This is a genomic window from Cupriavidus basilensis (genome assembly GCF_000876015.1).
GTDB classification, from domain to species: domain Bacteria; phylum Pseudomonadota; class Gammaproteobacteria; order Burkholderiales; family Burkholderiaceae; genus Cupriavidus; species Cupriavidus basilensis_B.
Genome location: NZ_BBQM01000003.1, coordinates 91,752 through 118,723 on the forward strand (window position 1 = coordinate 91,752; position 26,972 = coordinate 118,723).

A 26,972-nucleotide genomic window follows, 5' to 3' on the forward strand; every position below is an offset into this window, starting at 1 on the left:
GAGCAAACTCCGCGCAACCGCAGGCAAATCGCAGACAAGAAAAAAGGGCTTCCAGTTGCCTGGAAACCCTTTTCAAATACTGGTGGCGAATCAGGGACTCGAACCCCGGACCTGCGGATTATGATTCCGTCGCTCTAACCGACTGAGCTAATTCGCCGTTGAAGACCGAAATTATACCTGGGCTTTCAACGCTGTCAACACCTTCCCTGAAAAAGTTTCAGGACGCCGCCGCGGGCCGCGTAGGCCGTGTGCGCAAAAAAAGCCGGCGGACCTTGCGGCCCGCCGGCTGGAGCGACTGATTACCGGATCAGTCTTGCCTGCGCATTCCTGCAGCCTGCTGGCCACGTATGCGCGAGGTCCGTTCAGTCATTGGCGTAGATGTCGAGGTCCTTGGTTTCCCGCACGAACAGGGAGCCGAGGACCAGCGTCACGCCGGCGATGATGATCGGGTACCAGAGGCCGTAGTAGATGTTGCCGTTCTGCGCCACCAGCGCGAAGGAGATAGTGGGCAGCAGGCCGCCGAACCAGCCGTTGCCGATGTGATACGGCAGCGACATCGAGGTGTAGCGGATGCGGGTCGGGAACATCTCCACCAGCATGGCGGCGATCGGGCCGTACACCATCGTCACGTAGATGACAAGGATGACGAGGACCACCAGCACCATGATGGTGTTCATCTGCGCCGGGTCGGCCTTGGTCGGATAACCGGCCGAGGCCATCGAGCCGCCCACTTCCTTCTTGAATGCGGCGATCTGCTTCTTGCTGGCGTCGTCGAAGCTGTGGCCGGCCGTATCCAGCGAAGCGTTGAAGGCGTCGATCTGCTTGTCGCCGATCTTCACCGAGGCTACCGTGCCGGCCGGGGCTTCCACCACTTCATAGCTGGCGGAGGCTTGCGCCAGGGTCCGCTTGACGATGTCGCAGGAACTGCGGAAATCGATCTCGCGGGCAATCGGGCTGCCCTGGAACGAGCACTGCTTGGGATCGGCGGTGACGACGATCTGCGCGGTCTGCTGCGCGCGTTCCAGCGCCGGGTTGGCGTAGTGGGTGAGCGCCTTGAACAGCGGGAAGTAGGTCAGCATCGCCAGCGCGCAGCCGGCCATGATGATCCACTTGCGGCCGATCTTGTCGGACAGCGAGCCGAAGAAGATGAAGAACGGCGTGCCGATCACCAGCGCGCCCGCGATCAGCAGGTTGGCGGTGGTGGCGTCGACCTTGAGCACCTGGGTCAGGAAGAACAGCGAGTAGAACTGGCCGGTGTACCAGACCACGGCCTGGCCGGCGGTCAGGCCCACCAGCGCCAGGATCACGATCTTCAGGTTGCGCCATTGGGCGAACGCTTCGGTCAGCGGCGCCTTGGAGGTCTTGCCTTCGGCCTTCATCTTCTGGAACGCCGGCGATTCGTTCATCGACAGGCGGATGTAGACCGATACCGCGAGCAGCAGGATCGAGACCAGGAACGGAATGCGCCAGCCCCAGTCGTCGAAGGCCGCGCCGGTCAGGTTGCGGCACAGCAGGATCACGATCAGCGACAGGAACAGGCCGAGCGTGGCGGTGGTCTGGATCCATGCCGTGTAGGCGCCGCGCTTGCCGTGCGGGGCATGCTCGGCCACGTAGGTGGCCGCGCCGCCGTACTCGCCGCCGAGCGCCAGGCCCTGCAGCATGCGCAGCGCGATCAGGATGATCGGCGCCGCCCACCCGATCGTGTTGAAGCCCGGCAGCAGGCCCACGATGAAGGTCGACGAACCCATGATCAGGATGGTCACGAGGAAGGTGTACTTGCGCCCGATCATGTCGCCGAGGCGGCCGAACACCAGCGCGCCGAACGGCCGCACGATGAAGCCGGCGGCGAAGGCCAGCAGCGCGAAGATGAACGCCGCGGTGGGGTCCAGCCCGGCAAAGAACTGCTTGGCGATGATGGCCGCCAGCGAACCGTAGAGATAAAAGTCGTACCACTCGAATACCGTGCCGAGAGAGGAGGCGAAAATCACCTTCTTCTCTTCGGCGGTCATTGACGAACCCTGGGCGCTGCCGCCGGGCATCGCTACGTTCTGCGCGTTAGCCATTGTCTCCTCCGTTTTGAGATCGGAATCGTTCGGGTGGGCAGCGGGCACGCGTGGCGCGGACACAGCACAGCCACCGAAGTTCAATGGATTGTGGGAGGCGAAACTTACTGCGTTCTGACAATTTCCGCCCCGTTCGCCACTAAACGCTCGGGGTATACGCTAGGCAAAAAAACGCGCCGCGATTGCTGCGGCGCGATGCCTTGCGGCCTTGTCGGCGGGCCGCTTCCGCACTGGGCGCGGCGGTAGCGGTTTTCCTGCTATGCAGCATCCTGGCCGCGATGGCGGGGCGTGGTCGATGTGGTGGTTCCGTCATCGCTTTCGTCGGCCGTCAGGTTCATGCGCCATGCGTAGAGCGCCGCCATCAGCACGTAGACCACCAGCGCGCCCTGCGCGCCGACCCAGAACGAAAACGGCCAGCCGAAGAAGTCGAAGCGCAGCTCGCGCGCGAACCAGGCGACCACGAACGTGACCACGAACCAGATCGTCAGCAGCACGGCGATCCAGCGCAGGTTGTGGCGCCATGCGCGGCGCGCGGCCGGGGAGGGCTGGCCGGCCGGCATGGGCGGCGTAGGCTGAACAGGCGAGATGGGCGGAACGTGCGCCGCAGGCTCGACGGGCGACTGGCCGGTATCGCTCATGCGGCATCCCCGGCGACGGGCCGGCGCAGCGTGACGCGGAAGCACGCCCCGGCCAGGCGCGGCTCGGTCTGGTAGACGTTGTCGACGATGGCGACGTCGCCGCCGTGCTGCTGCACGATCTCGCGCACGATGGCCAGACCCAGGCCGCTGCCCTGGGTCTGCGTGCCCAGCACGCGGTAGAAGCGCTCCATCACGCGTTCGCGCTCGGCCACCGGGATGCCGGGGCCGGTGTCTTCCACCTCGAGGTAGGCGAACGGCTCGAACGCGTCGGCGCGCACGCGCACGGTGGCGTGGCCGCCGGCGGGCGTGTAGCGGATCGCGTTGTCGATCAGGTTGTTGAGCATCTCGGTGAGCATCAGGCGGTTGCCCTGCACCATGACGGGATGATCGTCGGCGTCGACGCCGAGATCGATACGGCGCGCCCACGCCTGCGGCAGCCAGTCCTTGACCACCTCGCGCGCGAGCGCGCCCAGGTCCAGCGGCGCCATGCTGCCGGCGCCGGCGAGGTTCTCCATGCGCGCCAGCGACAGCAGCTGCGTGACCAGGTGGGCGGTGCGCTCGGAGCTGCCGGCGATCTGCGCCAGCGACTTGCGCAATTCCTCCGGCGTCTGCTCGCGCTGCGCCAGCTCGGCCTGCATGCGCAGGCCGGCCAGCGGCGTCTTCATCTGGTGCGCGGCATCGGCGATGAAGCGCTTCTGCGTCTGCACCGACATGTCCAGGCGCGCGAGCAGGTCGTTGAAGGACGCCACCAGCGGCGTGATCTCCTGCGGCGCGGCGTGCTCGTCGATGGGGCTGGTGTCGCCGGGGTTGCGCGCGCGGATGCGCTGCTGGATCGCGTTCAGCGGCGCCAGCCCGCGCGTGAGGCCGAACCACACCAGCACCACCGCCAGCGGCAGGATCACGAACTGCGGCAGGATCACGCCCTTGATGATCTCGTTGGCCAGGCGCGCGCGCTTGTCCAGCGTTTCGCCGACCTGCACCAGCACCGGCTGGGTGTCGCTGCCGTGCTTGAGGTCGACGTAGGTATAGGCCACGCGCACGTCGTTGCCGGCCACGCGGTCGTCGCGCAGCGACACCAGCCCGGCGTGGCCGCGGTCTTCCTCGCTGGGCAGCGGCAGGTCGTTGTCGCCGGCGACGAACTCGCCGTGCGTGCCGACCACCTGGTAGTAGATGTTGTCGCTCTCGTCGGCGCGCAGGATCTCGCGCGCGGATAGCGGCAGCTGCAGCGTGACGCGCCCGTTGACCTCGCGCACCTGCTGCGAGAGCACGATGGCGCTGGCCTCCAGCGAGCGGTCGAACGGCCCGTTGGCGATCGACTTGGCCACCAGGTAGGTCACGGCGATGCTCATCGGCCAGAGCAGCAGCAGCGGCGCCAGCATCCAGTCCAGGATCTCGCCGAACAGCGAGCGCGGCGACGGGTGGCCGGCGCTGTCCTCCAGATGGGGCAGCGCCTCGGCCAGCGCTTCGTCGCCAGGACTGGCATCGGGCGCGGCGGAGTCGGGAGGCGGCGTGGCGGGCCGGGCGGCCCGCGCGCGCCGCCGGGGCAGTCGCAGCAGGCTCATGGGGAAGGGTTCGGGTGGTCCGTGGCGGGGAGGCCGGAAGAACGACGCGGGGCGGGCGGCAGGATGGGCGAGGTCTCCCGGCCGGCTAGCCGTGCACCGCGGCGGCCTGGTATTTCTCCAGGCAATAGCCCAGGCCGCGCACCGTGGCGATGCGGATGCCGCCCACCTCGATCTTCTTGCGCAGCCGGTGCACGTAGACTTCGATGGCGTTGTTGCTGACTTCCTCGCCCCATTCGCACAGGTGGTCCACCAGTTGTTCCTTCGAGACCAGCCGCCCGGTGCGGGTCAGCAGGATTTCCAGCAGGCCCACCTCGCGCGCGGAGAGGTCCAGCATCTCTTCGTTCAGGTAGGCGATGCGGCCGACCTGGTCGAAGGCCAGCGGGCCGTGGTGCGTCAGCGTGGCGCCGCCGCCGGCGCCGCGCCGCACCAGCGCGCGCACGCGCGCTTCCAGCTCGGACAGCGCGAACGGCTTGGCCATGTAGTCGTCGGCGCCGAGGTCCAGCCCCTTGACGCGCTCGTCCACGCCGTCGGCGGCGGTCAGGATCAGCACCGGCAGCATGGCGCCGCGCGCGCGCAGGCGCTTGAGCACCTCCAGGCCGGGCAGGCGCGGCAGGCCGAGATCGAGGATGAGCAGGTCGAAGGTCTGGGTGGACAGCGCCGAATCGGCCTCCATCCCGCTGGCCACGTGGTCGACGGCATAGCCGGAGTGGCGCAGGGAGCGCGTCAGGCCGTCGGCCAGCACGTCGTCATCTTCAGCGATCAGAATACGCATGGTTGTCTCCACCCAGGCTCGGCTTTGTCGCCCCTTTGCCACCGGGTGTCGCCGGCGGTGCGGGCAGGGCTTGCCAAGCATACTGTTTTTTTATACAGTACCCGCTTGTTCCGGTCGCATTGTGCGCGGCCGGCATTTACCGGATTTTTCCGCCGCCTCTCATGCTGCGCGCCGATGCCACGGGCGGGTCGCGTACCGGGGCGGGCGGCGGAGCGGGCGCAAGCCCGCAAAAGCAGGCAGCGCGCCACATGCGGCCTATTTATACACCATTGACGGAAGGACGACCATGGATGACGGCAAGAAGGCGGGTGCTGGCGTAAGCGCCGAAAAGCAGAAGGCGCTGGCGGCCGCGCTGGCCCAGATCGAGAAGCAGTTCGGCAAGGGCTCGATCATGAAACTGGGCGAAGCCGAAATCGACCAGGACATCCAGGTCGTGTCCACCGGTTCGCTGGGCCTGGACATCGCGCTGGGCGTGGGCGGCCTGCCGCGCGGCCGCGTGGTGGAGATCTACGGTCCGGAATCGTCGGGCAAGACCACGCTGACGCTGCAGGTGGTGGCCGAGATGCAGAAGCTGGGCGGCACCTGCGCGTTCATCGACGCCGAGCACGCGCTCGACGTCAACTACGCCGGCAAGCTCGGCGTCAACGTGGGCGACCTGCTGATCTCCCAGCCGGACACCGGCGAGCAGGCCCTGGAAATCACCGACGCGCTGGTGCGCTCGGGCTCGGTCGACCTGATCGTGATCGACTCGGTGGCGGCGCTGGTGCCCAAGGCCGAAATCGAAGGCGAGATGGGCGACTCGCTGCCGGGCCTGCAGGCTCGCCTGATGAGCCAGGCGCTGCGCAAGCTGACCGGCACCATCAAGCGCACCAACTGCCTGGTGATCTTCATCAACCAGATCCGCATGAAGATCGGCGTGATGTTCGGCTCGCCCGAGACCACCACCGGCGGCAATGCCCTCAAGTTCTACGCCTCGGTGCGCCTGGACATCCGCCGCATCGGCTCGATCAAGAAGGGCGACGACGTGATCGGCAACGAAACCAAGGTCAAGGTGGTCAAGAACAAGGTCTCGCCGCCGTTCCGCGAGGCGTTCTTCGACATCCTCTACGGCCAGGGCATTTCGCGCCAGGGCGAGATCATCGACCTCGGCGTGGACGCCAAGATCGTCGAGAAGTCGGGCGCCTGGTACAGCTACAAGGGCGAGAAGATCGGCCAGGGCAAGGACAACGCGCGCGAATACCTGCGCGAGAATCCCGACATCGCCGACGAGATCGAGAACAAGGTGCGCGAGACGCTGGGCGTGGCACTGATGAACGGCACGCCGGCCGCCGCGGTGACGGCCGACGCGAGCTGAGCGGGGCCGGGCGGGGCGCGTTGAGGGCATCGGAGGGCCATCGGGGCCGGCTGGAGTTGAGCCTGGCTCCGGTGGTCGGTGGTCCGCCGATTTCGCGGGGCTTTCTCGTCCGTTTTCTTGCCTGCTGTTTTGTTCGATCTCGCCTGATTTCGCTTGATCCCGGCCGGGGCGGCGCGTGCGTTGGCACGCGCCGCCCCGGTGTGCATTCCGCGGCCGCAACTCGCCGGTGGCCGCGATTGCTGGCGGTTGCCGGCTGTTGTTTGCCCGCCGTTGTTTGCCGGTTGTTGCTTGTCAGTCGTCGCTTGCTTGCCGTCGCCGGTTCGGCGCCGCACCAGGCAGCCATATTCCACCGTTGCATTCGCGCCGCTTCCCATCGCGCCGCTTTCTTTCATGGCCACTCGTCCTCCCCTTTCGCTGAAGGCCCGCGCGGTCGGCTACCTGTCGCGCCGCGAGCACAGCCGGGCGGAGCTGGCCCGCAAGCTGGCTCCCCATGCGGAATCGCCCGAGGCGCTCGAGCAATTGCTGGATGCGCTCGAGCGCGAGAACTGGCTGTCCAACGCGCGCTTCGTCGACAGCCTGGTGCACCGCCGCGCCAGCCGCTACGGCGCGGCCCGGGTCATGCAGGAAGCGCGCACCCACCAGCTTGGCGGCGACCAGTTGGCGGATCTGCAGGAGCGCCTGCGCGATTCCGAACTGGAGCGCGGCCGCGCGGTCTGGCAGAAGCGCTTCGGCGCGCCGCCGGCCACGCCCGAGGAACGGGCAAAGCAGATCCGCTTCCTGGTGGCCCGCGGCTTCTCCCGCGCCGTGGTGAGCCAGATCATCAAGGGCGCCGACGAGTGGCTGGACGGTAGCGACTGACGCCGCGTGCGGCGTTGTGCGACCGCAGCACGGAGGGTGCCGCCGCGACGCTGCCATGCACCGGCACGGGGCGCATACCTGCTTTGGCAGTAGGCGTATTCACCGCGCCCGGCATCCGTTCCGCCCGTCGCCCGAGCGCCGCCCGAGCGCCTTGCGCCGCGCATTCCCGCACCGCAGCAGGCCATCCGCGGGACGACAATCGCCGGCAACGGCACTCCGCACAGTTTGTTCCCGGTCAAACTTGTGCGGCATGTTAAAATCCTGCGGTTTCCCGGCCCAGCCGTCCTGAGTCGTTCTGAGTCGTGTCTGTTAAGCCGTTCCTGGTCATATCCATTAGCCGCCTGTTCCCCCGCTCCAGCCTGGTGTTATGCCGCTTTCCCCGCCCGTCAACCGTTCCCTGCGCCATCGCCGTGCCATCACGGCCGAGGCCTATCTTAGGGACGATGGCCTGTGGGACATCGAGGCGCGCCTGACCGACACCAAGCCGCGCGACATTCCGCTGGCCGGCGGCGGCGTGCGCCCGGTCGGCCAGCCGCTGCACGACCTGTGGCTGCGCGTCACCATCGACCTGCGCATGAACGTGGTGGACGCCGAGGCGTGCTCCGACTGGGTGCCGTATCCCGGCCAGTGCGACACCATCGGCCCGGCCTACCGCAAGCTGATCGGCCTGAACCTGATGAAGGGTTTCCGCAAGGCGGTGCGCGAGCGCCTGTCGGGCGTGGCCGGCTGCACCCACCTGACCGAGCTGGCCGGCGTGCTGCCGACCACCGCGATCCAGGCTTTCGCCGGCGACGTCTTCAACATCCGCGACGCCGGCACCGAAGACACCAATCCCGAACCGCCTTACCAGTTGCACGGCTGCCATGCCCTGCATTTCGAAGGTGAGGTGGTGCGCCAGTTTTACCCGCGCTGGTATGGTCACCAGCCGAAGCCGAGGATCAGGGCCGAAGGGTCCCCGATCCCGGCGGCGCAGCCAGCGGAGGCGCTCGCCGCCGCCGACGGCGGCGCCGACTCCCGCAGGCTCACCGGCACCTCCGGCTAAGCCGCACGGCCTGCAAAACGCCGAGATTCCATCTCCACACTTTTACGCCTACCCGAAAGGAAACACGCATGAATATCCATGAGTACCAAGGCAAGGAAATCCTGCGCAAATACAATGTGCCGGTTCCGCGCGGCATCCCCGCGTTCTCGGTCGAAGAGGCCCTGAAGGCTGCTGAGCAACTGGGCGGCCCGGTCTGGGTCGTCAAGGCGCAGATCCACGCGGGCGGTCGCGGCAAGGGCGGCGGCGTGAAGGTGGCCAAGAGCATCGACGAGGTCAAGACCTACGCCACCAACATCCTCGGCATGACCCTGGTCACGCACCAGACCGGCCCGGAAGGCAAGAAGGTCAACCGCCTGCTGATCGAAGAAGGCGCTGACATCAAGAAGGAACTGTACGTTTCGCTGGTGGTGGACCGCGTGTCGCAGAAGGTGGCCCTGATGGCCTCCAGCGAAGGCGGCATGGACATCGAGGAAGTCGCTGCCCACACCCCGGAAAAGATCCACACCCTGATCATCGACCCGGCCACCGGCCTGGCCGACGCCGATGCCGACGACATCGCGCGCAAGATCGGCGTGCCCGACGCGAGCGTGGCGCAAGCCCGCCAGGCCCTGCAAGGCCTGTACAAGGCGTTCTGGGAAACCGATGCATCGCTGGCCGAAATCAACCCGCTGATCCTGACCGGCGACGGCAAGGTGATCGCGCTCGACGCCAAGTTCAACTTCGACTCCAACGCCCTGTTCCGCCACCCGGAAATCGTCGCCTACCGCGACCTGGACGAAGAAGACGCCAACGAAATCGAAGCCTCCAAGTTCGACCTGGCCTACATCTCGCTGGACGGCAACATCGGCTGCCTGGTGAACGGCGCCGGCCTGGCGATGGCCACGATGGACACCATCAAGCTGTTCGGCGGCGAGCCGGCCAACTTCCTCGACGTGGGCGGCGGCGCCACCACCGAGAAGGTGACCGAAGCCTTCAAGCTGATGCTGAAGAACCCGAACCTGAAGGCCATCCTGGTCAACATCTTCGGCGGCATCATGCGCTGCGACGTGATCGCCGAAGGCGTGATCGCTGCTTCCAAGGCCGTGTCGCTGTCCGTGCCGCTGGTCGTGCGCATGAAGGGCACCAACGAAGAGATCGGCAAGAAGATGCTGGCCGACTCGGGCCTGCCCATCATCGCTGCCGACACCATGGAAGAGGCCGCCCAGAAGGTGGTGGCCGCGGCCGCGGGCAAGTAAGCCAAGACGCACGAACGCCAACAAAACGCGAACGCGAGCGGCGCGCCGGGCCTGGCCCCGCGCTGCTACGAGCCAAGCAAAGGATTACAGCATGTCGATTCTGATCAACAAAGACACCAAGGTCATCACCCAGGGCATCACCGGCAAGACCGGCCAGTTCCACACCCGTGGCTGCCGCGACTACGCCAACGGCAAGAACGCCTTCGTGGCGGGCGTGAACCCGAAGAAGGCCGGCGAAGACTTCGAAGGCATTCCCATCTACGCCAGCGTGAAGGACGCCAAGGACTCCACCGGCGCCACCGTTTCCGTGATCTACGTGCCGCCCGCGGGCGCCGCCGCCGCGATCTGGGAAGCCGTCGACGCCGACCTGGACCTGGTGGTCTGCATCACCGAAGGCATCCCCGTGCGCGACATGATGGAGCTCAAGGACAAGATGCGTAAGGGCAACAAGAAGACCTTGCTGCTCGGACCGAACTGCCCTGGCCTGATCACGCCGGACGAAATCAAGATCGGCATCATGCCGGGCCACATCCACCGCAAGGGCCGCATCGGCGTGGTGTCGCGCTCGGGCACGCTGACCTATGAAGCCGTGGGCCAGCTGACCGCGCTGGGCCTGGGCCAGTCGTCGGCAGTGGGTATCGGTGGCGACCCCATCAATGGCCTGAAGCACATCGACATCATGAAGATGTTCAACGACGATCCCGAAACGGACGCCGTGGTCATGATCGGCGAAATCGGCGGTCCGGACGAAGCCAACGCCGCGCAATGGATCAAGGACAACATGAAGAAGCCGGTGGTCGGCTTCATCGCTGGCGTGACCGCGCCTCCGGGCAAGCGCATGGGCCACGCCGGCGCGCTGATCTCGGGCGGTGCCGACACGGCGCAGGCCAAGCTGGAAATCATGGAAGCCTGCGGCATCAAGGTCACCAAGAATCCGTCGGAAATGGGCCGCCTGCTCAAGTCGATCCTGTAATCGCCGCTGTCTGGTGAATCCCGCCCGCGAGGGCGGGAGAATTACCGGGCCGGCGCGCGGTTGCCCCAGGGCAGCCGCGCCGCCAGCCACCGATGCCCCCGCCTTCGTGCGGGGGCGCGTCATTCTGGGACGCCAGGAACCTAGGGTATCTCCCGAGGCGGGCGGGAAGGCGATTGAAACCGAATCGAAAGCTTGATACGGTAAATCTCATGTCTGAAAAATCAGACATCCGAATTTTGTCGTTGGCTGAACATCGTCGGTTGCGCATCGCCCGTCGCCATGCGGCGTTCGAACCATAATTCAAGAAACTCGAGGAGCTTTACCGTGGAATTGTTGTCCTCCACCGCATTCTGGATCGCGCTGGGATCCATCATCCTGACCAACATCGTGCTCTCCGGCGACAACGCCGTGGTGATCGCGCTCGCCTCGCGCAACCTGCCGCCCGCGCAGCAGAAGAAAGCGATCTTCTGGGGCAGCGCCGCCGCCATCGTCATGCGCGTGATCCTGACCGTGGCCGCGGTCAAGCTGCTGAGCCTGCCGTACCTCAAGATCGTCGGCGCCGCGCTGCTGGTCTACATCGGCGTGCAGCTGCTGACCGGCGACGACGAGGAAGATGGCCACGCCGCCAAGGAAAATATCTGGGCCGCGATCCGTACCATCCTGATCGCCGACCTCGTGATGTCGCTCGACAACGTGGTCGCCGTGGCCGCCGCCGCCCAGAAGGGGCCGGAAGGCAGCCAGCTGATGCTGCTGGTGCTGGGCCTGGGCCTGTCCATCCCGCTGATCGTGTTCGGCAGCACCATCCTGCTCAAGGTCATGGACCGCTTCCCCATCATCATCGTGCTGGGCGCCGCGCTGCTGGGCTACCTCGCCGGCGAAATGCTGGTGAGCGATCCGGTCGACTCCGCCTGGTTCGAAATGCACGTGCCGCATGCGCACCTGGTGTTCGGCATCGTCGGCGCCGCGCTGGTGGTGGTGATCGGCAAGCTGATGCAGAAGCGCGCGGCGCAGCCGGCGTGATGGCCTGATGCCAGTCCCGCTCGCAGGGGCGGGATCGCGATCAGGCGGGGCGGTGCTCTTGTCGCACCGCGGGACGGGCGGCCCTGGGGTCGCCCGTTTCGTTTTCCGAGACAGGAATCTGGTTGTGAATTCAGTGTGCTTTCGTACTGAATTAAGCGGAACCCTCGGTTTACTGACTGTCTGCGTCATCGCAAGTGACAAAATTTGCGCGCTGTCAAAGCTAGGAGTGCTCTGAAGTGGCGAAAATTGTCACCTGCCAACGAGAGTTCAAGGGGCGCCGGGCTGGCACGCAAACTGCTAAAGATTGTGCAGCATCACATGAAACAAGATGTTTCTATTTGTATCCAAAATTCCTTCGAGGGGTCAATCATGCAACAACGGGTTCAACTGAAGAAACTGGGCCGCCGTGTCCAGAAGGGCTTTACGCTGATCGAACTGATGATCGTGGTTGCGATCATCGGCATCTTGGCGGCGATTGCGATTCCGCAGTATCAGGACTATACGGTAAAGGCCAAGTTGTCGAAGGTGGCATCGTGCGCCGAACCCCTCAAGCTGGCAGTTGCGTTGTATGCGCAGACGAATGGTGCGCTTCCTACGGCGACGGACGACTGGACCGGCCTGGGTCTGTCGGCAGCACCCACGGCGACGACCGAGTGCTCCGCGATCTCGGTCACTGCGACCACCGGCGCAGTGGTTGTTACCATGGCGAACATCAAAGCAGCTACCATTGACGGTCAGACGGTCACCTTCACGCCTAAGGTCGATAGCACCGCTGTGAACTGGACTGCGTCGACGAACAGCACCGATCCCTTGGTGCTGGCCTACTTCAAGTCCACAGCTCCCGCCGCAGCTCCGCAACAACCTTGATGTAGCGGCTAGGTTCAATGAAAAAGAAAAAGCGCCTCCGGGCGCTTTTTCTTTTCCCATCCCCCAAGCTATCATCCGCCTTTTGCCAACCCGGCATAACAAGGCACCCGCATGCTGCCCTCCCGGTCAGCCATTCCCCTCAGTTTCCTCGCCGCCGCGCTCGCCGTGCCTCTGCTGGTCTCGCGGCACACGCTTCCGCTTGCCACCTTCTATGGCGAATGGACTGCCGCGCTGTTGTTCGCGCTTGCCGTGATCGTGCTGGGGTCCGTGGCGCCCCGGCAGGCCGGCGGCCTCGCCGGTCGGGCGGAGCCGGCCCGATTCCCCTGGATCCTCCTCTTCCCGCTCTGGCTCATCGCCACCGGCATCGCGCAGGGCCTCGTTGGCATGGCCGATGTTCCCGGTAGCCGGCTGATCACCGAGCTGACGCTGGCGCTGGCCGCCGCGGTGATGTGGGCGGCGTGGCGGCAGGGCCGGGCGGCGTCCGCGCAGGAGCGGCAGGCGCTGGCCGATACGCTCGCCACTGCGTGGCTGGTGGCCGGGCTGCTGGGCACGCTGGCGCAGTGGGTGCAGGTCTTCAGCCTGGAGCCGGATACGTTCGGGCTGGTGTCGACCTATTTCTACGATGACAACCGCCGCCTGTGGGGCAACCTGAACCAGCCCAATCACCAGGCCACGGTCGAGGGGCTGGCGCTGGCGGCGGCGGTGTGGCTGGCCGCGCGTGGCTGGCTGCGCGCGCCGGCGTGGCTGGCGGCGGTGCTGTTGCTGGAGAGCGGCATCGTGCTGTCGGGTTCGCGCACGGGCGTGCTGCACGTGGGTCTGGCCGCGGCTTATGCGCTGGTGGCAGCATGGATGGCGCGGGGGCAGGGCGCCGGCGCTGGCGTGCGGCAGCGCGGGTCCAACCCGATGCGCCGCCCGGCCGGGCTGGTGTTCGCCGCGGTGGCGATGGTGGCGATGCTGCTGGTCCTGCAGCCCGCGATCAAGAGCGCGGGTCAGGCGATGGGCTGGCGGCTGTTCGACACGGTGGCGCAGTTGCAGGGCGCCGACCAGCTTTCGGCGCGCGGCGCGCTGTGGGCGCATGCGTGGGCGATGTTCCGCGCGCATCCGTGGCTCGGTGTGGGCTGGGGCGAGTTCGGCTGGGCGCAGTTCCTGCAGATGGCGCAGGTCGGGGTCAGGGTGGAGATGTCGCTGCATGCCCACAATGCCGTGCTGGACCTGTTGGCCAAGACCGGCATCGTGGGCGCGGCCGGCGCCTTGCTGTCGCTGCTGGCGTGGCTGGGCCGCGTGGTCTACCGGCGCTTGTGGCGCGGCGACGCGCCGGAGCGCGCGCAGACCGTCCTCGTGCTGACGTGGCTGGCGATGCTGGGTGCGCATTCGATGCTGGAGTACCCGCTGCACTACCTGTATTTCCTGCTGCCGTTCTGCTTCATGCTGGGCTGGCTGGAGCCGTCCGGCTTCGGCCATGCGCGGCTGCCGCGCGCGGCGGCGGTGCTGGCGGGCCTGGTCTTCGCCGGTGTGTCCGCCACCGTGCTAGCGACCATGTGGATGGATTTTCGCCGCGCCGAGGCGCGCGAGTATGCGCACGCCGGGCACCGGGCCGCGCTGCCCATGCCGCAGCGCTGGTTCCGCCAGGCGGCCGAGTCCGACGCGGCCGAGGATGCGGTCATCACCGCGGCCAACGCCGCGCAACTGCTCGGCCCGCATATCGCCGCGGTCCACCTGCTACCCACGCCGACGCTGATCGCGCGCACCGCGTGGCTGCTCGCGCTGACCGGCGACCCCGTGCAGGGCCGTGCGTGGCTCGAGCGCCTGCGCTTCTATTACGCCGGCGACGAGGCCCGGCAGTTCGCCGAGGTGGCGCGTGCCTGCGCCGGCGTGGACGCGGCCGCGCGGCCGCGGGAATTCTGCGACTGGGCCGAGGCGCGCAGCAAGGCGTGGCCCGGCTCGGCGCCGGCCCATGATGCGGAAGACGATGCGGAGGATGGCCCCGCATAGACACATCCCGCGCCGCGGCCGGCCTCGGGGCCGGCGCGCGCGCGGGATGCGGGGACCAGCGTGGCGGCCAGGCGCCGCTTACTGTGGCGGGGGCGCGTAGCCCGGCGGCGGAGGCGGATAGTAGTAGGTCGGCGCCGGCGGCCGCGGGGACGAGGACATCATCTGGCCATAGACCGGCACGCGGTGGCCGCTGGCGTACATGCACTGTACGTAGGCCGCGTCGTAGCGGCGCTGGCTGCCGTAGCCGGACGCCTGCGCATTGCCCGCGCCGACGGCGGCGCCGGTCAGCAGGCCCACGCCGGCGCCCACGGCCGCGCCGGAGCCGCCGTTGAACGCCGCGCCGGCGGCCGCGCCGAGCGCGGTGCCGACGGCCGCGCTGCCGAGCGCGCTGCCGGTGGCGGCCTGGTTGGCGGTGACGCCGCCGACCTGCCCGAAGGCGAACTGGCGGCAGCTATAGTCGTCGGCCCGGAACTGGTCGAAATTCTTGCCCGTGCCCGGCAGCACCATCACGCTCGGGCCGCTGGGCATCACGGCGCAGCCGGCCAGCGCCAGCGCGGCCAGGGGCAAAGCCAGCAGAACGGGCCGCCTGCACAGGCCCGGGCGGGTGAACGCTTTCATCTGGGTACCTCGATACTGGTCAACAAATCGTCTCGCGCGGCCACCGGCGGTGCCGCGCGTCGTCGCATGCCACAGCGGCATCGCGTCAGGCCGGGGGCTGGGCGGGGACCTTCTGCCAGCCGCCCGGGCACGCCTTGATGTACGGGTAGTAGCCGTCCGGCTGGCTGCAGTGGTACCAGAACGCCTGCTCGGGCGCCGGCGCGGCGGCACCCGCGCCGCCTCCCATGTCGACCGGGCCGTCCTGGCCCTGCTCGATGTATTGCGGCGGCGCCGATGGCACCGCGACCACCGGCGGGTAGTAATACGGCGGAGCGTAGTACGGATACGGGTAGCCCCAGCCGTAGCCATAGCCAAAACCGGGGCCGATCACGACGCCCACGTTGCCATGCCACCCGCCGTGCCATCCTCCTCCATGCCCATGCCATCCGCCGCCGCCGTGCCACCCGCCGCCGCGGGCCGCCAAAGCGGCTCCGCTCGCACCCAGCGCCGCCAACACCAGCACTATCTGGCCAACCCTACGCCCGTTCATCTTGCTCACCTTGGATTGATGCGGGGCCGCGCCCCGCGGGTAGCGCAACAGCGCTCCCTGACTGCATTGAATACCAATTTTCCCGATGTGGCGCGTGCCTCGCGGCTGGCGAAATGCGGCGTTACGCTTGTTACAGCGGAATGGCACGGGCCGTAAGACCGTGTCATGCACGGTAAGAAAACCAGACGCGCACGCAACGGATACGATACATGACCGGCGCGGGAGTGATCCCACGCGTCGGACCGTGCTCCGGCGCGCCTCAACCGGCCGCCACCCAGTCCCCCGACTTCCCGCCATGCTTCTCCAGCAGCTTCACGTCGTCCATCACCATGCCGCGGTCCACCGCCTTGCACATGTCATAGATGGTCAGCAGCGCGACCTGCACGCCGGTCAGCGCTTCCATCTCCACGCCGGTCTGGCCGCGGGTCTCGGTGCGGACGATAGCGAGAGTAATTACTAACTTATGGCAACGAACGAATCATCGATCTTGACCAATCCGGTTGATCAAGTGGTCCCGGCATTGGAGCATGAGTGGAGCAGAAATGGAGCAAGCGTCCACGGCACCAACGCCAGCCAAAAGTTTACGCGGTGGCGAAGTGGTTCGCGATAGCTGTCTGCATGATGAACGCTGTCAGGGTCATCGCCGGGGCGGTGCCACAGTTGATCATCACTGGTACACCAGTACCCCTAACCAGTACCCCAGCCAGTACCCCAGCCAGTACCCCAACCAGTACCCGGACCAATGTCGGGGCCAGTGTCGGGGCCACTACACCGGACCAGTGTCGGGACCGGTCCCCAATGGTCACCATCAATGCTGACCAGTCCGGCAATTGCAGTGCGGGCAGTAAACGGATTCTCCGCGTCATCCGTTTCCATACGTCCCCAAGGGTTGCCGAAGTTGCGCGACCGTTGCTTGATCCCGTAACCATTGCCATTGGTGGGCACTGGTCCCATCGGTACCATTGACACCATTGGTATCGTCGGTGGCTTCCATTGGGGGCAACCAATACCAATTCGGAGGACGCATTGACGAACAGTGAGAACAACGGATTCGCAGGGTTGTTGCTGGACTATGGCAACAGTGTCCGCGTTGGCGGCCTTGTCGGCCTGCTGGTTGGGGACTCGTTGGGTGTTCCGTGGGAATTTTATTCACCAGAGAATCTTCCCGCCCGCGATCTCATCGAGATGGCTGTCCCAGAGGGATTCCCGCATGCCCATGATGTCCCGAACGGAACGTGGTCGGACGATAGTTCCCAAAGTCTCTGCCTTCTCGCAAGTCTGCTTGACCAAGGCCACCTCTCATTGACTGACTTCGCAGACCGCCTGCTGCGCTGGTACGACGAGGGCTATCTTGCGGTGGACGGCCACGTATTCGACATTGGCCTGCAAACCGCAGATGCCCTTGACAGGTTGCGGGACGGTACATCGCCGCTCGAATCTGGTGGGAACGATGAACGCAGCAACGGTAATGGGTCCATCATGCGTGTTTTGCCGCTGGCCCTCTGGCACACCGGAACCGACGAAGCATTGGTCCGCGACGCACACCTTCAGTCCCTGCCGACCCATGCACATCCCCGGTCACAGGTCTGCTGCGCCTTCTATTGTCTCGTCGCACGCGGTTATCTGCACCAGCTTGCCGATCCGTGGTCATGGGCAGACCGCCGTCTAGAAGAGATATACAACGGCTTCGATGGTCAGGAACGGCAGGTCCTGGTGCGTGAACTGGAAGTGCTGCGCAGCTTCCTGAGGACTGAACAGGCACGCGGGACCGGCTACGTGCTGGATTGCTTGGCTACCGCCAAGAGAAGCATGGAAGATGGGGATTCGTTCGAGGATGTGGTCAAGACTGCCATCCTCTTCGGCCACGACACGGACACTAGCGCAGCGGTGGCGGGCGGCTTGGCCGGGATTCGCTCCGGAGGCATTGTCGCGTTGCCGGTGCGCTGGTTGGAACAGCTTCGCGGGTTCGAACTGGTGGAGCCGTTGATCGCACGGTGCAAGTAGGACAAGGACCAGTAGACTACTGATCCATCCCGGCCACCGCGCCGGACCAGTTTCCACCGATACCCTGCAAAACGAAAAGATATGGAATTGAGCCAAGTTGTGCTATGCCGTGGCCTATATGGTGAAGCGGAGGCCTACCTTGCCAAGGACGGCGGGATGTACGTCGGCATGGCCGTTTCAATCGCGCAGGATGCCGTGGAGCTTTTCCTGCGGGCAGTGATGAAGGATCGTCCCGTCGTAGGCAGGAAAATCCCGGATGATTTCGTCCAGTGCATGGACTATATCGACAGTGCTGCGTCCCAAGACACCAACCAGCATGTTCCTTTTCGAGCGAAGCTGATCGATCTGAACAAGGCACGCGTCAACTTCAAACACTATGGGCTGATTCCAAACCGAACGGACGCACGTAGGTTGTTGGGATATGTGGCGGACTTCTTCGAAGAAGCATCGTGGCAGTACTTCAACATACGGTTCTCCGACATTTCCGCATCAGACCTAGTAATGTCGAATGGGGTCCGCGAACGTCTGAAGAGGGCCGAACAGGCGCTGCGGGATGAAGAATTGGAACAGTGCTTGGGCTATAGCGCAGAGGCAGTGGACGTGGCAACGAAGGAATTGATCCAGCCTCTCAACAGAAGATCGCATTGGGCGGGAATGTCATTCAGCATGGGCGGTACTGACCTGTTGGGGCGACGTTTCTTTGATGACCTTGAACGCTATGTCTATGGTGTGGTGTCAGATTCCGACAGGATGGCGCTGATGCTGGCGCTTTCGGTGAACCTAAATGACTTGGCTAGGTTCGAGAAGGTTGCCCCCTTTGTGACGCAGATGCTTGCCGGAAACTATACATGGCAGCGAATGAATGATCCGACTGGTCTGACCGCCTCGGACGCTGCCTTTGCTGTGAACTTCGCCACCAAGTTTGCGCTATCGGCCCAAGGCCGCCTTTCTAGTGCCGACGCAGACTGATATGTTTTGTCTTTTGACCACCTGACATCAACGGCCACATTGGTCGTGGCACAGAGTGGATGCAATCATCAAGCAATCGAAGACTATGGATCATGGGACGATCAACCTGACCGATGTGGACATGCTTCACAAGGTCTTTCGCGGATTCAGAAGTCACGATGGATTCGGTTACGTATTCAGAGGACACGCTCAGGCGACTTGGGATTTGTTGCCGAAGGCGGGACGCGCCGAGTTCTATCTACCCGACAACCGTGATCTAGGGCGGTTCCATGATTGGAATAGATACGCGATTGCCTATGCGTCGCCTTCGTCAAGCTATCTCGATCAACTGGCTTTAGCGCAACACCACGGTCTTGCGACGAGGATGCTTGACTGGTCGATGAATCCGTTGGTCGCTTGCTACTTCGCGTGTGCAGATCACGCCGATAAGGACGGTACGGTCTGGATGTATGAGATGGGCGGCGACGGATTCCTGACAGACCAGATCACCCGCGAGATGTTGGCGGAGAAGCGGGGTGTATTCGGCTATCGCCCCAAAGCAGCATTTCCGCGAATCATCAATCAGAAAGGGCTGTTTACAGTTCATTGTGATGCGGCCAACGTGATCGACGTGAAGGAGTCGCTGGTAGGAAATGGATACCCCAACTTGATACGGCTACACATTCCGGCGAACCTGAAGGCCGATGTTGTGAACCTTCTCGCTGACTATGGTATCGACCGTGCGCATCTGTTCCCCGATCTTGATGGCCTTTCCGCGCATATCAATACTGCCACGTCCCGAATGCGAAAGCTCGGTGAAGAGAAGTAGCCGATTCACTGCATCCGAGTTCGGCGAACGCTTCCATGTTGTCATGTCCGAAGCCGTGTGTTCGCTGACATTTGTGCGAAGCACCGGTGGTCATCCGATCAGCCGTTCCCCTCGGTCTGCGAGTGCCTGTTCCAGCTTCCCCATGTCAAAGACCAAGTAGGTTCGCGGCCCGGTCTTGCCCTTCTGGTATCGGACCTCGGCGTCGATTCTCGCTGCACCATTGGCGATCAGTTCATCCGCGATCTGGTCCTTCTTCTCTGATGCCTTCACCTGATGGGCTGTCAGGCCCAACTGTTCGATCAGGTCGGCAGCCTTCAACTGTATGAAGCCACGTTCCCGGACGCGTTCAAGGGCATCCGCCGTAACGAGGGCTGCTGGCTGGCGTGGCCCGGATACCGGCCATTCGAAGTACCGTTCGAACGGGAAGAATTCGGCCACTTCTGTGTTGATGGACAGGTTCTCGTTCGAGAAGACGTAGATGTCCTTCGTCGACCCATGAACCGGTCGTCCCCGACCGATAGCTTGCAGGGTTTCGGCCACCGACGTGTGGTCATAGACCGCCTGATGCATTGGGTCCTTCACGATCTGGGTATTGAGTGAGACCGTACTGCCGTCCTTCATCCGAACTGGCAGATCGGCATATATTGTTTCCCACTTGGCATCGATTCCAAAGATGGCGCGGGCGTAGTCCTGCATCGTGTTCATCCGCAATGAATGTCGGCCTACCACCAGCAGGCAGTCCACGTCTTCCATCGTGTTGATGCCCCGTAGGTTCCCGAAGTGCGCCCATACCTCTGCACCGATGGCCTGCGCCAGCGTCGTGGCGAACTGATCGTCCTTGCCGATCTTCTTGTAGGTGATTAGCCCGACCTTCTTGTAGGGTTTCACGATCTCCTTCAGGCCGTTGATGAGCATCGGAATGTTGCCTGGTTCTTCTTGCAGCCACCCCTTTGTGATCGTCTTGTTCAATAGCTGGAACAGACGAATGGCCTCATTCTGGCGCACAGGGAGGGTGTGGAACCGGACACCGGGAAGCAGGCGGCCAACGACGGCAGGGTGTGCGGTGGCATCCATGTACAACGTCGGGATGCCTTCATATCGTTCTGCTGCTGCCGGTAGTGGCAACCACTTGATCGTGTCTTCTTCGACCCACATGCCATCGAGGAACGCCGGATCATCGGATTGGCAGTAGCTTGCAAGCTGCGCAATGATCTTCGAGTACCGCTTGTCAGCGGCACTGCGCCGGTTCGCATCAAGATATTCGGCAGGTGAGAGGTCCGGCGACGGCATATCCGGCTTCTGGTTGGCTGCGGCGTCACGCAGGACCTGTTCGCAGTGCTGCCACACAGCGTCGTGCAGAGTGCTTCCCGCATTGACGCTGGCAATGATCAGCCCCACCGAAGGGAGTCGCGCCGATGCGGCTTCTGTCAGTACCCCGCCAAGTTTGAGGATGTCTTCATCGATGACGATGTAGTCTGGCACCCAAGGGGCACAGTCGCGATTCGGTTCGACGCTGCCGTTGTTCGTCAGTCTGCTTCCATTGAACCACGCCGACTGTTCGTTGAACCATTCGTTGTGGGTCATCACGCGGATGTTCGCCATCGTGTTGAACTGTTCCGTGTACTGACATTCGCCCCGGAACGTGCACTGCGACAGGCAGTATTGGACCGGGATGCTGACGCCGTTCTCTTCGAGGGTCGTTCTGGCGTCATGGTTCTCGCAAAGCGCCTTACGCGAGTGGAATTTGACGACCGTCGAACGCTGTACTTTGCCACGGAGCGTGTCGGCATTGGCTACATCGGCAGCCCGGATTTCCTTATAGGTGCCAACAATGTCGTCGGCCAGCATGTGCGTCGGAACGAGGACCAGGACCTTGGCGCTATGGCTGACTTCCCGTGACAGTGCTTCCAGTACCGTGCGTGTCTTTCCGGCACCTGCCGTAACGTTGACGAAGTGCGAAGACTTGCCCGTCACGAACTCACGAATGATCGCCTGCAACTCGGCGGTGGCCTCGGCTGGCGTGGAAAGGGGGGTAAGGGGATAGTCGCACGGCACCGGTTGGACCTTGCGACGTACCGCGCCACCGGTGGATGGCCTGTAACTGCCGTACTTCGTCGCATACGACTGCAACAGGTACAGACTGCCGAACTTGGCGCCGCGCAGGCAATCTTCGAGGTCACGTGCCAGCTTTTCTTGGTCTGTCTTCCAGTGCCCCATCAGCATGGGGATGCCCGAACGGCCAAGCATGAACAGGACGCAGGCGTTCACTTGGAAGCGGGCGTCGTAGTCCAAGTCGTCTCGGATATGATCGAGAACAAGCTGTACCGACGTGATGTCGGCCATCGTCTCTGTGATCGGCGGAGGCGGCGATACGTGGCACTGGTCGTTCAAGGCTACGGGCGTGCAGTCGGCCCGGAAGAACGCGTCGGGATCGTGCGACAGGAAGCATGACTGGCGAAGCCGCGCGACAGCAGGGTCATCGCCAAACCGTAGCCGACCGCAGTGCTGCTGGATGGCTTGCAGGCACATCCGGTATGCGACTTTGAACCGCTGTTTCGTGATGTCGATAGCCTCGTCCGATGCGCGGGCGAAGTCAGTCAGAATGCCGAATTTCAGTCCGCCCGATGGCGACATGAAGGCATACACGCACGCAGGGTGCTCTGTCAGCTTGGTTCGCAGGGCTGCAATATCAATGCCGGGATTGTCTTTCTTGTCGATGTCGAACTGGACAATGCCGGTCGGTTCGCTATCTTCATCGAGACGGCAGTTTGGACCAAGACGGACAGTCGGGTAGAAGACTGGCAATGTGTCCAGTTTCAGTTGCTTGCGCTTGGTGTCGTCCTTCGTGTCGCGGATGCGATTGACGGTCTTTTTGTGGCTGCCGTCCCGGACGGAATGGATGATCGCTTCGATGGATTGCAGTTCGGGAACTGTTGCCGGACGCACGGACGGCGCGGCGGTCGTATAAATAGTTGCACTCATGGAGTCGGTAGCTTTATGGGTATCGTGGCCCTGCTGGATGTGCGTCCAGCGGGGTCTTTTTTATGTGCTGCCGTTTACTTATTCGTTATCACGGAGGCCGCACGCGGCGCACCTCTGGGCGGTGAAAGGGAGTGCCCAAAAATAGGCGATGTCTTCTATAAGAAATTATATAGGAGATCACTCCCATTTTTGGGCGCAGGGTGCCCCGATGGCCCATACGCCTGTGTTCGCGAAGCGCACGACCGTAGGGAGTGAAGACGAGTGACTCACTGGTCTTAAATGGGTATAGGTCAAGGAAACCGGTCCTCATGTGGTTCGGTATATGCCTTGACACAACCCAAATCGAACCAGTAATATACGAACCATCCTAAACGAACCGATGAGGTGGTTATGTACGTCAGAGCGTACCTTCGTGCATCAACCAAGGAACAGGATGCCGGTCGTGCCAAGTCAGACCTGATCGAGTTCGTAAAGGAGCGGGGACTACAGATCGTGTCGTTCTACATGGAGAACGAATCCGGGGCTTCGCTTCAACGACCTGAGTTGTTCCGTCTGCTGTCGGACTGTCATGATGGGGACATCCTGCTGGTGGAGCAGGTGGACCGGCTGTCGCGGCTGAACAATGACGACTGGCAACGTTTGAAGGCTGAACTGCAATCGCGTCGTGTCCGGGTCGTTGCCCTTGACCTGCCGACCTCTTGGATGATGACGACCAACACGGACGACATCACCGGTCGCATGATGGATGCGCTGAATGCCATGATGTTGGATGTTCTCGCGGCGATTGCGAGGAAGGACTATGACGACCGGCGTCGCAGACAGGCACAAGGTATTGCGAAGCTGAAAGAGGCTGGTGGCTATCGAGGCCGAAAGCCCAATGACCAGCGAAACGCAGCAATCATGCAGATGATTCGACGTGGGGATAGCTGGAACACCATCATTGCGGCAACTGAGTGCTCCCGATCTACACTGTCGCGGCTGTCACGTCAGATCAAGGAAACGAATTAGTGCAGGACTGCGTGCATACCGAGGTCAACGGGCAGCCGATTCCGTCCCAACAGCACCGACGCCATCTGGATTGGACGGTACTGTCACCATTGCTTCGGTGCTGATCCAGTCTGATCGCACACCTTCCGTGAATCGCAACTTTGCCTCTATATGGTAGGTTTGACCTCCGGCGAGAACGAAGGGCGCAGCATCATCAATTTGAACGGATGGTTCAAGGCGATACTGATGTGGGGGCTGCGCAAGCGACCTTTTCAGCAAGTCGTCCGACTCAAATATTACCGGCAGCTTATCAGTGTTCAGAAAACCGTGTGGCAAGTCGGGTACGACACGTCTGACGACTACTGATAGGCGATCCTGCGATGTCAGCGTGAGAGGGACCTTGCCGACGTTGCTGATCTGCAAACGCACGAAAGCTAACCTCGACTCAGCATCGTAAGGATGCAAATCAGTCGTAAGTTGCAGTTGTGGGTTGAGCGCAGCGGTTGCTTGCTTCTTGTACAAATAAAATGTCCACCATCCGCCAATGATGATGGTCAGGTCCTTCAGCGTCTCAAGGATTGGCATGCCGATCTCCACAAGCGATGTCCGTGTGACTATGCTACCCCGGCGCTTCGTCAACGACGGCAATGACCTTGGCGCGTTGCTTTTTGTCCAGACCGTGGAATTCTAGACGCAGTATTGAGGAGAGCCTATTTGACCAAAGTCTTCGCTGAATCCGACATCACCGTTTCCACCCTTGAAGCCCATATCCGGGACAGCGGCTTGGTTCCTCACAAGGTGCAGCCTGACGGCATCTGGCTGCGGACCGAGAGCGGCATCGGGTATCGCATCTCCATCATTGAGGACCGGAAGTTCATCCGCATTGGCACCTACCTGCCACTGAACCGGCAGGCAGCCATCGACCAGAAGCACGAACTGGCACGTCGTCTGAATGACGAAGTGTTCCTGCCGGTGTTTACCATCGACCAAGACGAAGACCTGACAGTGACATACGTCCTGCCATACACGCACGGCCTGATCGCCGGAAACTTCGTGTCAGTGATCAACCGGTTCGGGTCCTTGCTTGAATATGTGGTCCAGACCTACAACGACGAGGATGGATTAATTGATTTCGGCAGTCCGGCAACGGTGTCCCCGGTGGCAGACACCGCGTCAGGGTCGACCAGTGGAGAACTGCTGCACTGATGGCACAATGCGCCAACATCGAAACCACCGAGTCAAGGCGGTTTTTGTACTATTAGGGCACTGATACTGGCCGTGCAAGTGGCCGGAATACGACCGATAGCCTATAGGGGGTGGCGTGACAAGGATGTGGATGATCCGGGCCGATGGTGGCCGTCTCTACGGGGATTTTCGTGAGATAGGTATCGCTGCTATCGGTTGGACGCAGCTTGCCCATCATGCCAAGGCAGGCATGACGAAGAAAGAACTGGTCGATCTGCATTTGTCCATCGCGCCGGAAACGAAAGAAAAGGTGGCGGCTTCGGTGGCATCGCAGGTGTGGCGCTTCATCAATGAAGTCAAGGTGAACGACTTGGTTGTCACGTACTCGCCAGAGAACCGCACCTACCTGATCGGCAAGGTGACTGGTGAATGCGAAAGCAGGGCTGATCTGGCAGATATGGGGATGCCGCTGGCAAGAACCATCGTGTGGCAAGAGAAGGAAGTCAACCGAGATGGTTTGACCGATCCCGCCAAGGCTAGTCTTGGATCGATTCTGGCGGTTTTTGTGGTGCCCACGTTCGCTGCGCATGAATTACTTGGCACAACCGCAAATCAGTTGGTTTCGGCCATCCCGGAACCGTTGCCTGAACCGGTGGATGTTGATCCACTGTCAGAGATGGAATGGTCCCTTGACGCGCTTCGGCAACTGGAATGGAAGCGGTTTGAGATGCTATGCGTCTGGTACTACGAGGCGATGGGATTCACCGTCGATACGGTGCCGCAAGGGGCTGATGGTGGCGTCGATGCAACCCTGTACATGAAGGGGAAGTCTGATCCTGTTGCATTGGTTCAGTGCAAGGCATGGCGCGGCCCTGTCAAGGTGGAACCGGTTCGGGCGCTTGGCGGCGTCATGCATTCAAAGAGGGTGAAGCGAGGTGTCTTCTGGTCACTGGCAGGATTCATCGGCCGACCGGTTCAGGACTACGCCGCAGAAGCAGGCATCCAGCTGCTTGACGGAGCCGGGATCGTTGATCGTATCCGTGCCTTGGATGTTGAAAAACGAGATGAATTACTGGCACGGGCGTTTGAAGGCGACTACCAGACGCCGACCTGTGCGGCCTGCGGGGTGAAATTGGTGGCGCGAGATGGGAAGGGCGGACCGTTCTGGGGCTGTCACAATTATCGGAAGGGGTGCCGGGTCACGCTTCCACGTGCGGCCTGAACTTGGCTGAGATCGGGTGTCGGCACGCTCGGAGAAGGGCACAGGCCAGTCGTAACCATTGGCGTCAGGTCTATACAAACAGTGGCATCAAGCATCCCCGAGTGGTTCCAGATTACAGATTCGACGACGCTGCAGGTCATGCAGCGCATAGCCGGTGCCGTTGCTACCAGCACAATGTCGTTGCAGGTGAAGTCATCGCCCATGCTGGCGCACTGGTTCATACTCGATACCCTTCTCCTTGCCAACGGGGCGATCTTGGAATTCCATTGCTGCGGCCACTGCCTGTTCCCGATCAACCCTATCTCGGCTTGTGCGACAGGTCAGGGATGGGTCTCTCGTAACAGAGTGGTCTGATATAGAACTTGAGCTGCAAAAAATGACCCGGAAAGAAAATCTCAAGCCGAAGCAAAAACAGTTGGTTTCGGAAGTTACAGCGGAATTGGGTATTGAGATGACATCTCAGTATGACTGGTGTTTTGGCGACCCGGACGACGTTGCAGTGGTTTTTATATGGTATGAGTCTCTTCGCGAGTCGGATATGATGATTTATTTCACCGACGATACAAGTGAATGGGTCGATCAAAACCGAGACACTGCGTTGACCGTGCAGAAAAATAGGGCAGAGGCTGTGGGGAACGTCCTGCTAAAGGCGTACTGGAAGAAACAACCCGTTCGCGTCGCCATTGTTGATGGGACTGTCAAAAAGGTAGGAAACCGAGAAACCAGCGAAGCTCAATTCCGAGAACTCGATACGGAAAATTGGTATCCGCACCACCGTGATCCTGTCACGCAGCAGATTGTTGTTGTTCGTGGTGTTCCACAGTCTCCCGAATTCGATGCTTACCTAGAAGACCACCCAAAGCAATCGATGGAGAATGAATCTGGTTCTGAGCGTCGAGCGATGGAAACTACGAAGACGACCATTTACGAACGCGACCCACAAGTAGTTCGTGATGTGAAAAAACGGGCTGCGGGCGGGCGCTGTGAGTACTGCGGCAAAGAGGGGTTTCTTACACCTCAAGGTGGATTTTACTTGGAGGCACATCACGTTATTCCGTTGCATTGTGGAGGGGCCGACCAGATTTGGAATGTCGTTGCTCTTTGTGCCGATGATCACCGTCAAGCCCATTTTGGAAAGAATCGCCACACTATGCGGGATGAATTTATAGTGAATGTTTTGGATGCATATTATCCTGAACGATATGATCAACTAGAAGAGGCTTCACTTGCAATGTCTCGTCGTTATGATGCAGATTTGGCGCTTGAGAAAGATATTCTTAACTAGTTGCTTT

At 62.5% G+C, this 26,972-nt stretch carries 23 protein-coding genes, 1 tRNA gene and 1 pseudogene; 15 read left to right on the plus strand and 10 right to left on the minus strand.

Annotated elements, in window-relative coordinates:
• Positions 1-80 precede the first annotated feature (80 nt).
• The 5 genes from KF708C_RS01960 to KF708C_RS01980 form a co-directional block, all read right to left on the minus strand.
• A tRNA-Met gene (locus KF708C_RS01960) sits at positions 81-157 on the minus strand.
• Between the two features lie 205 nt (positions 158-362).
• Positions 363-2,063, minus strand: a complete 1,701-nt coding sequence (locus KF708C_RS01965) for an MFS transporter (protein WP_059410579.1) — start codon at positions 2,061-2,063, stop codon at positions 363-365.
• A 257-nt stretch (positions 2,064-2,320) separates the two neighbouring features.
• Positions 2,321-2,623, minus strand: a complete 303-nt coding sequence (locus KF708C_RS01970; RefSeq protein WP_020204398.1) for a DUF4212 domain-containing protein — start codon at positions 2,621-2,623, stop codon at positions 2,321-2,323.
• Between the two features lie 74 nt (positions 2,624-2,697).
• The gene (locus KF708C_RS01975; protein WP_020204399.1) at positions 2,698-4,263 is read right to left on the minus strand and encodes a sensor histidine kinase; all 1,566 of its coding nucleotides are present in this window, start codon (positions 4,261-4,263) and stop codon (positions 2,698-2,700) included.
• Positions 4,264-4,348: 85 nt separating this feature from the next.
• Entirely contained in the window at positions 4,349-5,035 is a 687-nt protein-coding gene (locus KF708C_RS01980) for a response regulator transcription factor (protein ID WP_020204400.1), read from the minus strand.
• 286 nt (positions 5,036-5,321) lie between these two features.
• Here KF708C_RS01980 and recA point away from each other — a divergent pair, with 286 nt between their 5' ends.
• The 8 genes from recA (at position 5,322) to KF708C_RS02020 (ending at position 14,376) form a co-directional block, all read left to right on the plus strand.
• Positions 5,322-6,389, plus strand: a complete 1,068-nt coding sequence (gene recA, locus KF708C_RS01985) for a recombinase RecA (protein WP_020204401.1) — start codon at positions 5,322-5,324, stop codon at positions 6,387-6,389.
• A 390-nt stretch (positions 6,390-6,779) separates the two neighbouring features.
• Complete coding sequence (gene recX, locus KF708C_RS01990; RefSeq protein WP_059410580.1) at positions 6,780-7,247, plus strand: recombination regulator RecX; 468 nt, start codon at positions 6,780-6,782, stop codon at positions 7,245-7,247.
• Positions 7,248-7,614: 367 nt separating this feature from the next.
• Positions 7,615-8,289, plus strand: a complete 675-nt coding sequence (locus KF708C_RS01995; RefSeq protein WP_059410581.1) for a DUF2889 domain-containing protein — start codon at positions 7,615-7,617, stop codon at positions 8,287-8,289.
• Between the two features lie 68 nt (positions 8,290-8,357).
• A complete protein-coding gene (sucC, locus tag KF708C_RS02000) occupies positions 8,358-9,524 on the plus strand; it encodes an ADP-forming succinate--CoA ligase subunit beta (protein ID WP_059410582.1) in 1,167 nt (388 codons plus the stop codon).
• A gap of 91 nt (positions 9,525-9,615) precedes the next feature.
• Positions 9,616-10,497 carry a succinate--CoA ligase subunit alpha gene (gene sucD / locus KF708C_RS02005; protein ID WP_020204405.1) on the plus strand — a complete coding sequence of 294 codons (882 nt, stop codon included), beginning with the start codon at positions 9,616-9,618 and terminating at the stop codon, positions 10,495-10,497.
• Positions 10,498-10,821: 324 nt separating this feature from the next.
• Positions 10,822-11,517, plus strand: a complete 696-nt coding sequence (locus tag KF708C_RS02010; RefSeq protein WP_059410583.1) for a TerC family protein — start codon at positions 10,822-10,824, stop codon at positions 11,515-11,517.
• Positions 11,518-11,886: 369 nt separating this feature from the next.
• Positions 11,887-12,384: a pilin gene (locus KF708C_RS02015; protein ID WP_063922947.1), complete on the plus strand. Its 498-nt coding sequence runs from the start codon at positions 11,887-11,889 to the stop codon at positions 12,382-12,384.
• A 111-nt stretch (positions 12,385-12,495) separates the two neighbouring features.
• On the plus strand, positions 12,496-14,376 hold the full coding sequence (locus KF708C_RS02020) for a PglL family O-oligosaccharyltransferase (protein ID WP_059410584.1): 1,881 nt from the start codon (positions 12,496-12,498) through the stop codon (positions 14,374-14,376).
• A gap of 78 nt (positions 14,377-14,454) precedes the next feature.
• On the opposite strand, the gene KF708C_RS02025 is transcribed toward KF708C_RS02020, so the two are convergent.
• The 3 genes and pseudogenes from KF708C_RS02025 to KF708C_RS02035 all read right to left on the minus strand — a co-directional run.
• The gene (locus KF708C_RS02025; protein ID WP_052165950.1) at positions 14,455-14,994 is read right to left on the minus strand and encodes a glycine zipper family protein; all 540 of its coding nucleotides are present in this window, start codon (positions 14,992-14,994) and stop codon (positions 14,455-14,457) included.
• A gap of 85 nt (positions 14,995-15,079) precedes the next feature.
• Positions 15,080-15,373, minus strand: coding sequence for a hypothetical protein (locus KF708C_RS02030; RefSeq protein WP_370552782.1), 294 nt, complete (start codon positions 15,371-15,373; stop codon positions 15,080-15,082).
• Positions 15,374-15,782: 409 nt separating this feature from the next.
• Positions 15,783-15,962 (minus strand): annotated as a pseudogene (locus KF708C_RS02035) (cyclic pyranopterin monophosphate synthase MoaC); the annotation flags it as partial.
• Between the two features lie 587 nt (positions 15,963-16,549).
• Between KF708C_RS02035 and KF708C_RS02040 the strand changes: the two are divergent.
• The 3 genes from KF708C_RS02040 (at position 16,550) to KF708C_RS34125 (ending at position 19,304) form a co-directional block, all read left to right on the plus strand.
• Complete coding sequence (locus KF708C_RS02040) at positions 16,550-17,527, plus strand: ADP-ribosylglycohydrolase family protein (protein WP_082079400.1); 978 nt, start codon at positions 16,550-16,552, stop codon at positions 17,525-17,527.
• Positions 17,528-17,608: 81 nt separating this feature from the next.
• Positions 17,609-18,496 (plus strand): hypothetical protein, encoded by an 888-nt coding sequence (locus KF708C_RS02045; RefSeq protein ID WP_059410585.1) that lies wholly within the window; start codon positions 17,609-17,611, stop codon positions 18,494-18,496.
• Positions 18,497-18,551: 55 nt separating this feature from the next.
• The gene (locus tag KF708C_RS34125; RefSeq protein ID WP_156173696.1) at positions 18,552-19,304 is read left to right on the plus strand and encodes an FRG domain-containing protein; all 753 of its coding nucleotides are present in this window, start codon (positions 18,552-18,554) and stop codon (positions 19,302-19,304) included.
• A 90-nt stretch (positions 19,305-19,394) separates the two neighbouring features.
• Here the strand turns inward: KF708C_RS34125 and KF708C_RS02055 are convergent, their stop codons facing one another.
• On the minus strand, positions 19,395-22,286 hold the full coding sequence (locus KF708C_RS02055; RefSeq protein WP_082079401.1) for a BT4734/BF3469 family protein: 2,892 nt from the start codon (positions 22,284-22,286) through the stop codon (positions 19,395-19,397).
• A gap of 390 nt (positions 22,287-22,676) precedes the next feature.
• On the opposite strand from KF708C_RS02055, the gene KF708C_RS02060 reads away from it, so the two are divergent.
• Positions 22,677-23,294, plus strand: a complete 618-nt coding sequence (locus tag KF708C_RS02060; RefSeq protein WP_059410588.1) for a recombinase family protein — start codon at positions 22,677-22,679, stop codon at positions 23,292-23,294.
• Positions 23,295-23,318: 24 nt separating this feature from the next.
• Here KF708C_RS02060 and KF708C_RS35395 read toward each other — a convergent pair whose 3' ends face one another.
• Positions 23,319-23,858, minus strand: coding sequence for a hypothetical protein (locus KF708C_RS35395; protein WP_156173699.1), 540 nt, complete (start codon positions 23,856-23,858; stop codon positions 23,319-23,321).
• Between the two features lie 129 nt (positions 23,859-23,987).
• On the opposite strand from KF708C_RS35395, the gene KF708C_RS02070 reads away from it, so the two are divergent.
• From KF708C_RS02070 to KF708C_RS34275, 3 genes are all read left to right on the plus strand, one after another.
• Positions 23,988-24,479, plus strand: a complete 492-nt coding sequence (locus KF708C_RS02070) for a YbjN domain-containing protein (RefSeq protein ID WP_059410590.1) — start codon at positions 23,988-23,990, stop codon at positions 24,477-24,479.
• A 130-nt stretch (positions 24,480-24,609) separates the two neighbouring features.
• Positions 24,610-25,680, plus strand: a complete 1,071-nt coding sequence (locus KF708C_RS02075; protein ID WP_231586360.1) for a restriction endonuclease — start codon at positions 24,610-24,612, stop codon at positions 25,678-25,680.
• A 376-nt stretch (positions 25,681-26,056) separates the two neighbouring features.
• On the plus strand, positions 26,057-26,965 hold the full coding sequence (locus tag KF708C_RS34275) for an HNH endonuclease (protein ID WP_082079402.1): 909 nt from the start codon (positions 26,057-26,059) through the stop codon (positions 26,963-26,965).
• Positions 26,966-26,972: the final 7 nt, after the last annotated feature.